Origin of the sequence: Streptomyces sp. NPDC004542 (assembly GCF_040610035.1) — a bacterium.
Classification (GTDB): domain Bacteria; phylum Actinomycetota; class Actinomycetes; order Streptomycetales; family Streptomycetaceae; genus Streptomyces.
The window spans coordinates 175,476-189,729 of sequence record NZ_JBEXLP010000003.1 but is presented as its reverse complement, the minus strand read 5'-3'; the positions used below and the strand labels follow the sequence as shown (position 1 = coordinate 189,729).

Genomic DNA, 14,254 nt, shown 5'->3' with positions numbered 1-14,254 from the left:
CGACATGTCGACCACCACCACGCGCGGGGTCGCCCAGCCCACCCCGGCCGAGGCCGCCCCGGCCCGGCCGCGGCGGGGCCTGCGGGGCAGCGCCACGCTGAACTTCTGGCTCTTCACCGGGCCGTTCCTCATCGGCCTGGTGATCTTCGTCTTCGTCCCCATCGGATAGAGCGTCTGGCTCAGCTTCTTCGACGCCCGCTACACCGTCACGCCGAGCAGCTTCGTCGGTCTCGACAACTACAAGCAGATCCTGACCAACAGCAACTTCCCCGACTCCCTGCTGACGTTCACCGTGTTCGCCGCGTTCATCGTGCCGACCACCTGGGCACTGTCACTGGGCCTGGCGCTGCTGGTGAACCGGCTGCGGTTCATGCGGGCCTTCTTCCGGTCGGTGTTCTTCCTGCCGACCGCCGTCTCCTACGTCGCCGCCGCGCTGATCTGGAAGATGTCCATCTTCAGCGGCGTCCGCTTCGGCCTCGCGAACACCGTCATGGGCTGGTTCGGCGTCGACAACACCGCCTGGCTGTCCAACCCGACCCCGCCCTGGTACTGGCTGGTCATCGTGACCCTGCGGCTGTGGATCCAGTCCGGCTTCTACATGATCCTGTTCCTGGCGGCGCTGCAGAACATCCCGGCGGAGCTGTACGAGGCCGCCGCCATCGACGGCGCCAAGCCGGGCTGGCAGACCTTCCGGCACATCACGCTGCCCCAGCTGAGGGCCACCTCGACCGCGGTGATCCTGCTGCTGCTGGTCGCGGCGTACCAGGCGTTCGACGAGTTCTTCAACCTCATCACGACCAAGGCGACCTGGGCCCAGACACCGCTCATGGAGCTCTACAAGGCGGCCCTCGGCACCAACCAGGACTACGGCGCCGGCAGCGCGGGCGCGGTCATCCTGTCGCTGCTGATCTGCATCGTCACCCTGGCCCAGGGCAAGATCATGGGCTTCGGAAGGGGGGAGGAGTCCAAGTGACCACCACCGCACCGCAGGTCGGCAAGGACCGCAAGACGCGCGGGAGCGTCCTCGGCAACACCGGCCTGTACCTCGCCGTCAGCGTCGCCGCCCTGCTCTTCCTGATCCCCTTCTACCTGATCGTCCGCAACGCCCTCTCCACGGACCTGGAGATCACGGGAGAGAACTGGAAGCTGCTCCCCTCCTTCCAGTGGGGCAACGTCTCCGAGCTGTTCAGCGACACGACGGTCCAGTTCGGCCGTGCCCTGTGGAACTCGACGGCCGTCGCGCTGCTGACCACCCTCGGCACCCTCCTGGTGTGCTCCATGGCCGGCTACGGCCTGGCCCGCATTCCCTACCAGCACGCCAACAAGATCTTCTACGTCGTCCTGGCGACCCTGATGGTTCCCACGGCCGTCACCTTCGTGCCCAGTTTCGTGCTGGTCTCGTCCCTCGGCTGGGTGGACACCTACCGCGGTCTGATCATTCCGGGCCTGTTCAGTGGTTTCACCTGCTTCCTTTTCCGGCAGTACTTCCTGGGATTCCCGAAGGAGCTGGAGGAGGCGGCACGCGTGGACGGGCTCGGCTACTGGGGCGCGTACTGGCGGATCGTCGTACCCAACTCGCTGAACTTCTTCGCGGCGATCGCCACCATCACGTTCATCAGCGGCTGGAACGCCTTCCTGTGGCCGCTGGTCATCGGCCAGGATCCCGGCTCCTGGACGGTGCAGGTGGCGCTCTCGTCCTTCATGACCAACCAGACCGTCAACTTCCACCTGATCTTCATGGCCACCGCCATTTCCATCCTTCCCCTGGTGTTCGTGTTCCTCTTCCTCCAGCGCTGGCTGGTGCAGGGGATCGCGCAGACCGGTATCAAGGGATGAACTAGGAGACCGATGTCTTTGCGCACCACAGCCGTCGACTACGTCGAGGACGTCTCACCCGGCGACGGGGCACTGCCGCCGCGCGCCCGGTACGCCGCCTCGGATGCCAGATCTCTCTCCCTGAACGGCAGTTGGCGGTTCCGTCTGTCGGCGACGGCGGACGCCGAGGACGACGCCTTCGCCGAGCCGGGGTACGACGCCGACGGCTGGGCGGAGGTGTCGGTACCGGGCCACTGGGTGCTCCAGGGACACGGCTCCCCCATCTACACCAACCACCTCTACCCGTTCCCGGTCGACCCGCCCCGCGTGCCGACCGAGAACCCGACCGGCGACCATCTGCGCGTCTTCGACCTGCCCGGGGACTGGGACCTCGAGAAGGGCGGGGCGGTCCTGCGCTTCGACGGCGTGGAGTCCTGCGCCCGGGTGTGGCTGAACGGCACCGACATCGGCGAGTTCAAGGGATCCCGGCTGCCGCACGAGTTCGCGGTCGGCCATCTGCTGAAGACGGCCGGCAATGTACTGGCCGTCCGGGTCCACCAGTGGTCGGCCGGCTCGTACCTGGAGGACCAGGACCAGTGGTGGCTGCCCGGCATCTTCCGTGACGTCACCCTCCTGCACCGGCCGGCCGGTGCCGTCCTCGACCACTTCGTCCACGCCTCCTACGACCACGTCTCGGCAGAGGGCACCCTGCGCGTCGATTCCGACGTGGACGGCCGGGTCACCGTGCCGGACCTCGGTATCGACGTCGCGACCGGCGAATCCGTGACGGTGCCGGTCGAGCCGTGGTCGGCGGAGACGCCGAGGCTGTACGACGGCGTGCTCGCCACCGAGGGGGAGCGGGTGCCGCTGCGCATCGGCTTCCGCACGGTCGAACTGGCCGGCGGCCTGATCAAGGTCAATGGGAAGGCGGTGCTGTTCAAGGGCGTCAACCGCCACGAATGGCACCCGGAGAAGGGCCGTGCCCTCGACCTGGAGACCATGCGCGAGGACGTGCTGCTGATGAAGCGGCACAACATCAACGCCGTCCGCACCTCCCACTACCCGCCGCACCCGGCCTTCCTGGACCTGTGCGACGAGTACGGGCTGTGGGTGATCGACGAGTGCGACCTGGAGACGCACGGCTTCACCGAGCAGGCCTGGCGGGACAACCCCGTCGACGACGACCGCTGGACCCCGGCGCTGCTGGACCGCGCCGCCCGCATGGTGGAGCGCGACAAGAACCACCCGTCCGTCGTCATCTGGTCCCTCGGCAACGAGGCCGGCACCGGCCGCGGCCTGACCGCCATGGCCGAATGGATCCACGGCCGGGACGCATCCCGCCTCGTGCACTACGAGGGCGACATCGACTGCCGTGACACGGACATGTACTCACGGATGTACGCCGATCACGCCGAGGTGGAGCGGATCGGCCGGAAGCTGGACGGAGGCACGCACAAGCGCCGCGAACTGCCCTTCATCCTCTGCGAGTACGGGCACGCCATGGGCAACGGCCCCGGCGGCATCGCCGACTACCAGCGGATCTTCGAGTCGTACGACCGGCTCCAGGGCGGCTTCATCTGGGAGTGGATCGACCACGGCATCAAGGACGAGCGGTACGGCTTCGCGTACGGCGGCGACTTCGGTGAGGAACTGCACGACGGCAACTTCGTCTGCGACGGGCTGCTCTTCCCCGACCGGCGGCCCTCCCCCGGCCTGGTCGAGTTCAAGAAGGTGATCGAGCCGGTCCGGATCGAGGGCGACCTGGCCGACGGGACGGTGCGGATCACCAACCGGTACGACTTCGCCGACCTGTCCGCGCTGGCCTTCGAGTGGGCGTTCCAGGTCGACGGCGAGACGGTCGAGTCGGGCTCGCTGTCCGTGCCCGTGCTCGCACCGGGCGGGTCGGCCGAGGTGAAACTGCCGGAACCGCCCGCCACACCCCGCGCGGAGAACGGTGAGACGCGGTGGACGGTACGGGCGCTGCTCGCCGCCGACACCGCCTGGGGGCCGAAGGGCCATGTGGTGGCGTGGGGACAGTGCGCCGTCTCCGCCCGGCAGGCACCGTCCGTCGCCGCGACCGCCGGACCGGTGTCCGGTGACCGGGTGATCACCCTGGGGCCGGGCTCCTTCGACGCCCGCACCGGAGCGCTCAGGTCGCTGGGCGGGGTGGAGGTCACCGGGCTGCGCCTCGACGTGTGGCGGGCGACCACCGACAACGACGACGGCGCCGCCTGGCAGACCGACATCCGCCACGCCGAGGTGTGGCGCAAGCTCGGCCTCCACCGGATGCGGCACCGACTCGACGCGGTGGAGGTGGGCGACGACGCGCTCACCGTGCGCACTCGGGTGGCGCCGGCCGCCTGGGAGGTGGGCCTGTCCACGGTGTACCGGTGGACGTCCGACGGACAGCGGCTGCGGCTGACCGTGTCGGTGACGCCGGAGGGCGACTGGACGGTGCCGCTGCCCCGGCTCGGCATCCGCTTCGGGCTGTCCGGTGCGGACACCGACGCGGTGAGGTGGTTCGGCGGCGGTCCCGGCGAGGCGTATCCGGACACCCGGGCGGCGTCGATGGTCGGCCGCTGGCAGTCGACGGTCGACGGCATGCAGACACCGTATGTCCGTCCGCAGGAGAACGGCGCCCGCGCCGACGTCCGCTGGGCGGAACTCGGCGGACTGCGCGTCGAGGGCAACCCGGAGTTCTTCTTCAGCGCCCGGCGCTGGACCACCGAGCAGCTGGACGCCGCCGCCCACCGCACCGACCTCACCCCGGGTGAGACCGTGTGGGTCCACCTCGACCACGGCCAGCACGGCATCGGCACCGCGTCCTGCGGCCCGGGCCCGCTGCCGCGGTACCACCTGCTCGCCGAGCCCGCCGAGTTCTCCTTCGTCTTCTCGCAGGCCGCCGTGTCCTGAATCGGGATCAGACCCCCGCGTACCGGCCCACGCCCGCGTACGACTCCGCGCCCGTAAAACCAGTGGCGTCGGTGGCGTACGCGGGTGTGGGCTTGTCCCATCCCCCTCTTCCGCCCTGCCCTCCCGCCTTACCCACTCGGCCGATGCCGGTGCACCGCCAGATCCAGCTGCAGTTCTTCCCCACCAACGCGATCGGTGACCTGACGGTGGCCGCGGGGCTGATGGCGGGCGCCCTGGGCCGCAGTCATCTGGACTGGACGGCCGGCCGGATCACCTACCTGATCGCGGCCGTCCTCGGCGGAATGCTCCTGGAGGCGGCCCTGTTCACGGTGGTCGCCGCGGCCTCGCTGCGCTTTCCGGCGGCCGGCTACTGGGGCCACTGGCTGGAGGAACTGCTCGGCACCTTCGGCAGTTACCCGCTGAACGTGCTGCCGAGGGCGGTGGGCGGCTTCCTGGCCTACGGCCTGCCCCTCGCGTTCGTCGCGTACTTCCCGGCGGCGGTGCTCACCGGCCACGGCCACCACGCCGGGGCCCCGTACTGGCTGGCCGCCGCGTCGCCGCTGCTCGGTGCCGTCGCGTACCTGCTGTCCCGGTGGCTGTGGCGATGGAGCCTCGGCCACTACACGGGGGTGAACGGATGACGGCGGGCGACCCAACCTAGATGTCCTAGGATTGCGCCTAGGCAACCTAGGAGGTGTCGTATGGCTCGTGCCGGACTCACCGCCGACCGCCTGGTGGCGGCCGCGGCCGAGCTCGCCGACGAGGCGGGGTTCGAGAACGTCACCCTGTCGGCGCTGGCCCGCCGCTTCGGCGTGAAGGACGCGAGCCTGTACTCGCACGTCAGAAATCTGCAGGACCTGCGCACCCGGCTCGCGCTGTTCGCGGGTGCCGAACTGGTCGACCGGATCGCGGCGGCCGTGGCCGGCCGGGCCGGGAAGGAGGCGCTGGCCGCCTTCGCGGGGGCGTACCGGGAGTACGCCCTCGAGCGGCCCGGCCGGTACGCCGCCACCCAGATCCGCATCGACCAGGACCTCGTGGCCGGCTCCCCCGCGATGCGCCGCACCGCCGAGGTCACCTACGGCATGCTGCGCGCCTACGGCCTCGAGGAGCCCGACCTCACGGACGCGGTGCGCCTGCTGCGCAGCACCTTCCACGGCTACTGCGCCCTGGAGTCCGCCGGCGGCTTCGGCGCCGCCCGTGACGTGCGGGCCTCCTGGGACCGCGCGATCGACGCCCTGCACGTCGCCCTCGCGCACTGGCCCCGGGAGAGGGACAGCCGTGACTGAGCCGTACTACGACGTCACCGGCAGCGGGCCCGTCCTGCTCGTCGTCCCCGGCGGGGCCGGGCATCCGATGGGGCTCGGCCCGGTCACCGAACGGCTGGCCGAGCGGTTCTCGGTGGTGACGTACGACCCGCTCGGCCTCGCCCACGGACGGCTCGGGGCCCCGGTCGCCGACCAGCGGCCGGCACGGACCGGGTGAGGCGGTCGCCGCCCGTAAGGTCACCGGAGCGGACCGGCCGGCCGGGCGGAGCGCGCCCTGAGCAGGGCCGCCGCCAGCCAGGCCGCGAGACCCGTACCGGTGCATGGGCGGTCGGCAGGTCCTGGCGGCACGGCGGCTGCTGGCCGAGACGCTGGACGGTGAGCTGACCGAGCACGACGCGGTGGGTGCCGCCCGTGCGGTGGTCGCGGAACTCGGGGCGCACGAGAGGCTGTTGGAGCTGATCGCCGAACTCGCCTCGGGCGAGGGCGGTCCGGAGGGCTGTGCCGGGCGGTCGAACGAGCCGGTGCGGTCGCTATCGGTCCGGCCGGCGCGCCAGCGCCTGTACGGCGTCGTACGAGGGCGTCGTCCCCGGCGGTGTGCGCCCGTCGGCGATGTCGGCCATCGCGTCGAGCGCGGCGCCCAGCGCGCGGCGGTAGAGCAGGGAGCCGAGGCTGACCCGGCTCACCCCGAGGCCGGCGAGGTGGCTGACGGTGGGCCCGGCCGGCGACCAGAGGACGTTGAGGGGGACGTCGAGGTGCCGTACCAGCGCGGTGATCCGCCGAGGGTCGGTGAGGCCCGGGACGAACACGCCGTCGGCTCCCGCCTGTTGATAGGCGTCCAGGCGTGCCTCCGTGCCTTCGCCGTCGGCCAGCCAGTACGTGTCGGTGCGCGCGTTCACGAAGAGGCCGGGTGCCGCCGACTTCACCGCCGCGATCTTCGCCGCGAGCCGGCCGGCCGGGCCGTTGCCGTCCTCCAGGTTGATCCCGGCGGCGCCGACGGCCCACAGCTCACTCGCCAGCTCCCCCACCTCGTCGGGGTCGTCGCTGAAGCCGCCCTCCGCGTCCACGGTCAGCAGGAACGGCCCGCTGCCGAGGGTGAGGGCGAGCCGCAGAGTGTCCTCGCGGGTGGCGGCGGCGCCGTCGGGCAGTCCCGCCGCGGCCGCGACGCCGAGACTGGTGGTGCCGATCGCGGCGAAGCCCCGGGCCGCGAGGGCCGCCGCCGAGGCGTGGTCCCAGGCGTTGGGCAGGAGCAGGGGCTCGCCCCGGCGGTGCAGCCCGGCGAACCCTGTCATGACCGGCACGGCTGTCGCGACAGGTCGCCTACGGCGTCGGCGTAGTAGGTGGACTCGATCAGGTGGTGGGCGAGTTCACGGAAGCTCCAGCCCTCGCCGGGCGAGGCGTCGAGCTGCTCGCCGGTCAGCGTGTCCAGGCGGTGGGCCCAGATGCGGGCGAGACGAGTGAGGCGGCTGCGGGCCTCGTCGAGGTCCTCGGCCGTGAAGGGCGCGAGATCGGCGGCGGTGGTGATCGCGGAGGCGTGCCAGTGGTCGGGCTGGGGTTCCGCGCCCGCCAGCCGGGACTCCAGTTCCGCCAGGTGGTCGACCAGGTGGTCGGCGACCCGGCGGATCGCCTTGTGCGGGGTGTGGTCGCGGCCGTCGGCGCGGGCGGGGGTGCCGTCCCAGGCGGTCCAGGTGGCGGCCAGGCTGAGAACGTGGTCGACCATGGCGATGACGGACCGGGCGAGTGCCGTGCCGGGTGCGGCGGCGGGCACGGCTGCGGGCGTGATGTAGGGCGCGGCGGCGGGCGTGTTGTCGGGCGCGGCGGCGGATGCCGTGTCAGGCACGGCGGCGGTTGCGGTGTCGGTCATGCTCCGCACGCTAGGCGCGGATCTCTTTGGTGCCGGCCGAAGTGTCGGCGCCGGGCCTCCTACGGGGTGCGTTCGCCCGCGCTGCGCTCCACACAGAACTCGTTGCCCTCCGGGTCGGCGAGGACCGCCCAGCCCGTGCCGTCCTCCCCGCGCCGGTCGCCGACCGGCGTGGCGCCGAGGGTGAGCAGCCGCTCGACCTCGGCGTCGCGGGTGCGGTCCTGCGGCTGGAGGTCGAGGTGCACAGGGTTCTTGACGGTCTTGGCGTCCGGCACGGTGACGAAGAGCAGACCCGCGCCCTCGATCAGCACCTCCTCGTCACCCGGCCGGTCGTCCTCGTGCACGGGCAGGTCCAGGACCCGGGACCAGAAGGTCGCGAGCGCGTGGGCGTCCGCGCTGTCGACCGTGATGTGACGGATCGTGGACGTCATGGGTGTGATTCTGGTGCGCGCCCGTCGGCCGGGCGAGCGGATTTCGGCCACCCCGCCGGGCCGGGGCCCGCTGTCACCGACCATCCCGGGCCCGTTGAGCGCCCGTCCGGCGCCGTGAACCGGAAGACCTCCGGCGGGCCTTCCGCCCAGCGGACGGTGAGCTCGTGCTCCCCCCGTACCTCCACGGCCACCAGGTCCGCCAGGTGCGGGGGCTCCGCCTCGGCGGTGAGACGGGTCAGGGCGACGAAGAGGGTCGCCTCCTCGCCCGTCGCTCCCTCGAGGTCCGCCGACAGGCCCACGGCCGGGGTGAGTTCGGCCCGTACGCCCTGCGGTGCCGCCCAGCCGGTCACCCGCACCGGCGTCCCGGGTGCCGCTCCCGCCACCAGGTGCGCCCGCACCTCGGCCGCCCCCTCGGCCACCACCAGGCTGGTCACCGTGATCCCGTCCCGGACGGTGTGCCGGGAGGCGGCCCAGCCGTCCCCGACGCCCAGCGGCACGATGTCCGTGCGGCTCGCGTCGCCGCCCACGATCACGCTGTTGTCCGGGGAGCCGCCGTGGGAGCCGGCGGGCGCCGTCGCGGTGGAGTAGGCGAGCCGCGTGTAGTAAGGGTCGTAGCGGCGGTCCTCGCTGCCGTGGTTGTGCAGGCGGACCAGGCCGTCCGAACGCGTCGACTGGAGAAGCCAGTTGGGGGCGGCGACCGGGGTCACCGCGTCCGCGCGCTCCGCCGGGCCGGGTTCCTCGGCCGCCGTCCACACCTCGTGGTCCGGGGGGAGGAGCAGGCCGAGGAAGCCCTTGCTCGCCCAGTACGGCGAGGCGGGCCCCGAGTAGTTCTGGAGGACCGCCTCGTCGGGGCCGTGCCAGCCGAGGGTCAGCAGCCCCCGCTCGTCGACCGCTCCCCGGTCCAGGAAGTACTTCAGCGCTCCCGACGCGAGCCTGCGCGTCTCCCCCGGCGTCAGCGGTGTGCGTCCGGTGAGCGCGCCCAGCCACAGCGGGGCCGTCGTCGCGAAGCGGTAGGTGAGGGAACGGCCCTGGTGCATCGGGGCGCCGTCGGCGCCGAACAGGCGAGCGTAGTCGGCGAGGTGGGTCTCGAGGCGGCGTCCGTAGCGGTCGAGCAGGAGGGGGTCGTCCGCGAGCCAGGCGTGCAGCACCGGGTAGAGGTGCATGGCCCAGCCGTTGTAGTAGTCGAACTTGCGGCCGTCGCCGTCGGTGTACCAGCCGTCGCCGACGTACCACTGCTCGATGCGCTGCAGGCCGTGGTCGACGGCCTCGCGGGCGGCGTCGGGCTCGTGGCCGATCGCGGCGAGGAACCCGCCCACGGTGACGGGGAACAACTCCCAGTTGCACGGCCAGGGTTCGGCGGTGAGCGCGTCGCCGAGCCAGTTGGCCGCGCGCTGCCGTACGGCGTCGTCCAGGCGGTCCCACAGCAGCGGGCGGGTCAGGCGCAGCGCGAGCGCGATGGAGGCGGCTTCCACCAGGGGCTGGCTGCGGTCCTCGATGCGGGGCCAGGCGCCGGCGGTGCCCGCGGCGAGGCCCTCGGCGTAGCGGCCGAGCGCGGTCTCGTCGCGGCGGAAGGCGGCCAGCAGGAGGGTGCGGGCGTATCCCTCCAGGCCGTCGGAGAGACGGCCCGACCAGCTCTCCCGCTCGCCGGGCAGGAAGTACAGGGCGCGGTCGGGGGTGGCGTACGGCTCCACGGCGGCGAGCAGGGAGTCGGCGGCGGCCTCCCAGTGCGCACGGCTCAGACCGGTGCGGGGGCTGAGGGCGCGGTCGTCGGCGGGCGGGCGCATCAGGTTCCTTCCAGGCGGGCCCGGGGAGGCGGGGCCTGGGACGCCCCGGTTCCGGTCGGGGCGCCCCAGGGTCTCATCCCACCCGCACCTTGCCCTCGGGCACCAGGTGCAGGGCGAGGAGTTCGTCGCGGACCAGGCCGGCGTAGACCGTGGCACCGTGTACGGAAGTGTGCGTGTTGTCCTTCTTCTCGTTGTACAGGTACACCGCCTTGGACCCCTCCGGGCCCAGCGACTCCACCAGCGCCTTGGTCTTCGCGGTGAGGTCGATCAGCGGGACGTCCTCGGCGGCGGCGACCTGGCGGATCACCTCCGGGTGGTTGACGCCGAGCCCGTTGACCAGCAGGGCCGTGTCGTTGTTCAGGGTGCCGTCGGCGTTGAACCAGCGGCGCACGATCGGGGTGACGAGGACCGGTTCACCGCCCTTCTCACGCACACCCGCCACCAGTTTCTCCAGGTTCCCCCGGTACGTCGTCTCATCCGTCGTCTTGTCGTTGTGGGCCAACTGGATCAGCACCAGGTCGCCGGGACGGATCAGCGGCTGGACGGTGGCCCACAGCTGAGGGTTCTGCAGATAGGTGACCGTGCTTTCCCCGGAGTCCGCGTAGTTGGCGACGGACAACCCCCTGCCGAGGTACTGCGGGAGCTGCTGGCCCCAGCCGGAGTACGGGTCGCCGGGCTGGTCGCAGACCGTGGAGTCGCCGACGAGGATGATCTGGCGGGGGTGCCGGGCGGGGGTGACCGTGATGCCGGCCAGGGCGGGTGCCGAGCCGCCGAGCACCAGGTCGAGACCGGGCGTTCCGTCGGCGCCGGTGGGCTCGCCCTCGGGGGTGCGGACGTTCACGGTGAAGGCGCGGGTGACGTGCTCACCCGCGGCGACGGCGGTCTCGGGGAGCAGGGAGCGCCGGGTCTCGCCGGTGACGGCCGTGCTCGACGCCGTGGCGCCGCCGAGGACCACCTTCACGTCGTAGGTGCCGGGCGGGACGTCGAAGTGGCAGGCGGTGGCGGTGCAGTTCTCGAGGCCGAGGATCGGCTGCCGGTCGTGGGCATGGGCATGGGCGGGCGCGGCCGGCAGCACGGCCGCCAGCGTCAGCGCCGCCAGCGCGGCCGTACGCACACCGGTGAAACGTCTCACTTCTGACTCCTCCGTCACGGCGACATACCTGGCGGCTGGACCGTACCGCTCATGACAAGCGCTTTCTAGTCCTTGGACGGATTTCACAGGGATGCCAACTCCCCCTCTGTGAAAGCCCTTTCGCGAGATCGATTCAACTGTCACCCTGCCTGGCACCGCACCCCCACCCCTCCGAAGGAGGCACCCCCATGTCCGGATCCGGGAGCAGACCGGTCGGACGCCGCGCCTTCGTCCTCGGCACGGCCGCGGCCGCCGGTTCGGCCGCCCTCGCCGGACCGCTCGCGGCCCCCGCGTCCGCGGCCGGCTTCGGCTACGGCTACGGCTACGGCTACGGCTACGGCTACGGCTACGGCGGCTCGAACCACGTCGTCGGCACCGGCGCCGCGTCCGCATGGACGACGGACACCGGTGCCTGCAACACGCTGAAGATCTACGTGGTGAGCGGTTCGGGGACGACGTCCCACCTCAGCGCGGGCACCTCGGTCGACGCGATCGACCTGCTGGCCTGAGCCGCCCGCGGCCTGTCACGTGCCGCGCGTCCACTGCTGGTTGGTCCCTCCGTTGCAGGTGTACGTGATGATCGCGGCGGAGTTGGCGGTGGACGCGCCGGACACGTCCAGGCACTCGCCGGTGGCACGGGCCTTGACGGTCACGTAGGAGCCGGACGCGGTCAGCGACCACTGCTGGCCGGTGGCCGAGTCGCTGCAGTTCTCCTGGGTGACGGTGGAGGCGTTCTCCTGTACGCACAGGGAGCTGTTCCTGACCACCAGCTGGTAGTAGCCGCTGCCGGCCGACCTGAACCAGTACTTCTGGTTGCTGCCGCCGTTGCAGTCGTACTGCTTGATCTGGGCCCCCTGCCACAGCGACTGGCTGGTGACGTCGGCGCACCTGCCGCTGTGCCGGGCGATGAGCGTGTTGTACGTGGCGGCGGTCCCGGTGACCGTCCCGGCGGCCGTGTCGACGGTGACCTCCGGGTACCAGGACATGGACATCGTGGTGGAGGTCGGGAACGCCAGCGGCAGCCACACGTAGCGGGAGTCGTTGACGGTGCCGCCGAAGGAGTTGCCCCAGCGGTCGCCCATGTACAGGTACGACGTGCCGGACGTCCCCTGTACGGGAAGAACGTATGCGGTCTGCGATCCGTAGGCCGTGGAGTCGCCGACGTTGGTCATCGACGTCCACGGACCGGCGAGGGAGGTCGCGGTGGCGTAGCTCTGCTGGTTGGGGCTCCAGCCGGTCGCGCCGGAGGTCAGCATGAAGTAGACGCCGCCGCGCTTGAACAGCGCCGGGGCCTCGCGGTGGCCGCCCGGCCAGGGGTTGGCGACCAGGCTGTCGATGCCGGTGTAGTCGGCGGTGAGCTTGTAGATGTGCAGGTCGTAGTTCTCGTTGGCGGCGGAGACCATGTAGGCGGTGCCGTCCGTGTCGGTGAACGTGGTGATGTCCCGGGACATGTACTGGCCCAGCGGGCGGAAGCTGCCCTGGTAGGCGTAGGTCCCGTCGACCGTGTCGGAGACGGCGACGGCGGCGCGGGCCTCGCTGTAGTCGGTGCCGTTCTCCTTGTGCATCCACATGACGAACTTGCCGGTGGAGGCGTTGTAGATGACCTTGGGCCGCTCGATGTAGGCGGTGGCCAGCTCCGAGGCGCTGGACTGGCTGAGGACGTGGCCGCGGAACTCCCAGCTCTTGAGGTCGGTGGAGCGGTAGGCGTCCACGTACCGGAAGGTGTTGTCGGAGTTGCGGTCCTCGCCGAACCAGTAGTAATAGGACCCGACCTTGAGGACACCGCCGCCGTGGGCGTGCAGGGCGGAGCCCGAGGTGTCCGTGAACTGGAGGCCGTTGGGGACTGTTTCGGCCGCCGCCTGGGCGGGCCCGGCGGTGGCGAGTGCCGCGGCGAGGGCGCAGCACAGGGCCAGGAGGATCGCCTGGACACGTCTCATCTCACACACTTCCGTTCACGGTGTCGGCGACGGGGACGCCGAAGTCCGGTGTGCCGTCCGGGTGCCAGCCGAGCTTCTGGATCCGGGTGTGGCGGTTGGGGTCGTCGAGCGGGTCGCCGGTGATCTCCTTGTACTGGCGGGCGTGGTAGACGAGGACGTCGGTGCGGCCGTCCTCGGCGACCGTGAAGCAGTTGTGGCCGGGGCCGTACTGCCGGGTGGTGTCGTTGCTGGTGAAGACCGGGGCGGGCGACTTGGACCAGTTCGCCGGGTCCATGAGGTCGGCGCCGGCATCGGCGGTGAGCATGCCGACGCAGTAGTGGTAGTCGGTGGCGCTGGCGGAGTAGGTCAGGAAGACGCGTCCGTTGCGCTGCAGGACGTACGGGCCCTCGTTGACCTTGTAGCCGACGCACTCCCAGTCGTACTCGGGCGTGGAGAGCCGGATCTGAGGTCCCGTCAGGGTCCAGGGGTCGGACATCTCCGACAGCCACAGTGCGGTGTTGTTGTCCGTGTCGGGCTCGTGCTGGGCCCAGGCGAGGTAGCGGGTGCCGCGGTGGGTGAAGGTGGTGGCGTCCAGGGAGAAGGTCTCCCAGGCCGTCTTGATCTGGCCCTTCTCGGTCCAGGTGCCCTTGAAGGGGTCGGGGTGGGCGTTCTCCAGGACCCAGATGCGGATCGCCCACACGTCCTCGGCGGGCGCGGAGGCGAAGTAGATGTACCACCTGCCGTCGACGTGGTGCAGTTCCGGCGCCCAGATGTGCGCGCCCATCGGGCCGGTGGCGTGCGCCCGCCAGATCACCGACTCGGGGGCGGTGGTGAGGCCGCCCAGGGTGCGGGAGCGGCGCAGGACGATGCGGTCGTACTCGGGGACGGTGGCCGTGAAGTAGTAGCGGCCGTCGGTGTGGCGGGTGATGTGGGGGTCGGCGCGCCGGGGGACGAGGGGGTTCACGTACGGGGCCGCCTGCCGGGGCGCGGACGCGGCGGACGCGGCGTGGGCGCCGGACACGGCGGTCAGGGCGACACCGGCCGCGGCGCCCTTCAGTACCGCTCGGCGGCCGGGGACTCGGGGCAGGTCGTGATCGCGGCTCATGCGGACTGCCTCTCGGTGGGGGAGACGTGAATGTG

At 71.5% G+C, this 14,254-nt stretch carries 11 protein-coding genes and 4 pseudogenes; 8 read left to right on the top strand and 7 right to left on the bottom strand.

Translation table 11 applies throughout. The annotated features are described in order from the left end of the window. The first annotated feature begins 4 nt into the window (after window positions 1-4). The 7 genes and pseudogenes from ABZX30_RS03470 to ABZX30_RS03440 all read left to right on the top strand — a co-directional run. A pseudogene (locus ABZX30_RS03470) lies at window positions 5-973 on the top strand (sugar ABC transporter permease). After that, window positions 970-1,836, top strand: a complete 867-nt coding sequence (locus ABZX30_RS03465; RefSeq protein WP_355928236.1) for a carbohydrate ABC transporter permease — start codon at window positions 970-972, stop codon at window positions 1,834-1,836. The pseudogene ABZX30_RS03470 and the gene ABZX30_RS03465 overlap by 4 nt, the downstream one beginning before the upstream one ends. 12 nt (window positions 1,837-1,848) lie before the next feature. After that, a complete protein-coding gene (locus tag ABZX30_RS03460; RefSeq protein ID WP_355928233.1) occupies window positions 1,849-4,728 on the top strand; it encodes a glycoside hydrolase family 2 TIM barrel-domain containing protein in 2,880 nt (959 codons plus the stop codon). A 137-nt stretch (window positions 4,729-4,865) separates the two neighbouring features. Beyond that, window positions 4,866-5,369: pseudogene (locus ABZX30_RS03455) on the top strand (ABC-2 family transporter protein); the annotation flags it as partial. A 60-nt stretch (window positions 5,370-5,429) separates the two neighbouring features. Further along, window positions 5,430-6,014 carry a TetR-like C-terminal domain-containing protein gene (locus ABZX30_RS03450; RefSeq protein ID WP_355928230.1) on the top strand — a complete coding sequence of 195 codons (585 nt, stop codon included), beginning with the start codon at window positions 5,430-5,432 and terminating at the stop codon, window positions 6,012-6,014. Continuing rightward, window positions 6,007-6,192: pseudogene (locus tag ABZX30_RS03445) on the top strand (alpha/beta hydrolase); the annotation flags it as partial. The gene ABZX30_RS03450 and the pseudogene ABZX30_RS03445, both read left to right, overlap by 8 nt. Before the next feature lie 121 nt (window positions 6,193-6,313). Next, window positions 6,314-6,496, top strand: a pseudogene (locus tag ABZX30_RS03440) (hypothetical protein); the annotation flags it as partial. A gap of 27 nt (window positions 6,497-6,523) precedes the next feature. On the opposite strand, the gene ABZX30_RS03435 reads toward ABZX30_RS03440, so the two are convergent. The 5 genes from ABZX30_RS03435 to ABZX30_RS03415 all read right to left on the bottom strand — a co-directional run bounded on the left by ABZX30_RS03435 (window position 6,524) and on the right by ABZX30_RS03415 (window position 11,198). Then, on the bottom strand, window positions 6,524-7,282 hold the full coding sequence (locus tag ABZX30_RS03435) for an isocitrate lyase/phosphoenolpyruvate mutase family protein (RefSeq protein ID WP_355928227.1): 759 nt from the start codon (window positions 7,280-7,282) through the stop codon (window positions 6,524-6,526). Further along, entirely contained in the window at window positions 7,279-7,854 is a 576-nt protein-coding gene (locus ABZX30_RS03430; protein ID WP_355928225.1) for a hypothetical protein, read from the bottom strand. Before ABZX30_RS03430 ends, ABZX30_RS03435 begins: the two co-directional genes overlap by 4 nt. Before the next feature lie 59 nt (window positions 7,855-7,913). Then, window positions 7,914-8,282 (bottom strand): VOC family protein, encoded by a 369-nt coding sequence (locus tag ABZX30_RS03425; protein WP_355928223.1) that lies wholly within the window; start codon window positions 8,280-8,282, stop codon window positions 7,914-7,916. Next, window positions 8,279-10,066, bottom strand: a complete 1,788-nt coding sequence (locus tag ABZX30_RS03420; RefSeq protein ID WP_355928220.1) for a DUF2264 domain-containing protein — start codon at window positions 10,064-10,066, stop codon at window positions 8,279-8,281. Before ABZX30_RS03420 ends, ABZX30_RS03425 begins: the two co-directional genes overlap by 4 nt. 73 nt (window positions 10,067-10,139) lie before the next feature. Then, window positions 10,140-11,198, bottom strand: a complete 1,059-nt coding sequence (locus ABZX30_RS03415; protein WP_355928219.1) for a rhamnogalacturonan acetylesterase — start codon at window positions 11,196-11,198, stop codon at window positions 10,140-10,142. Window positions 11,199-11,386: 188 nt separating this feature from the next. On the opposite strand from ABZX30_RS03415, the gene ABZX30_RS03410 reads away from it, so the two are divergent. Next, complete coding sequence (locus ABZX30_RS03410) at window positions 11,387-11,707, top strand: hypothetical protein (RefSeq protein WP_355928217.1); 321 nt, start codon at window positions 11,387-11,389, stop codon at window positions 11,705-11,707. 15 nt (window positions 11,708-11,722) lie between these two features. Here the strand turns inward: ABZX30_RS03410 and ABZX30_RS03405 are convergent, their stop codons facing one another. Together ABZX30_RS03405 and ABZX30_RS03400 are read right to left on the bottom strand one after the other, a co-directional pair. Then, window positions 11,723-13,135, bottom strand: coding sequence for an RICIN domain-containing protein (locus tag ABZX30_RS03405; protein ID WP_355928216.1), 1,413 nt, complete (start codon window positions 13,133-13,135; stop codon window positions 11,723-11,725). A gap of 1 nt (window position 13,136) precedes the next feature. Then, window positions 13,137-14,219, bottom strand: a complete 1,083-nt coding sequence (locus ABZX30_RS03400) for a glycoside hydrolase family 43 protein (protein WP_355928214.1) — start codon at window positions 14,217-14,219, stop codon at window positions 13,137-13,139. Window positions 14,220-14,254: the final 35 nt, after the last annotated feature.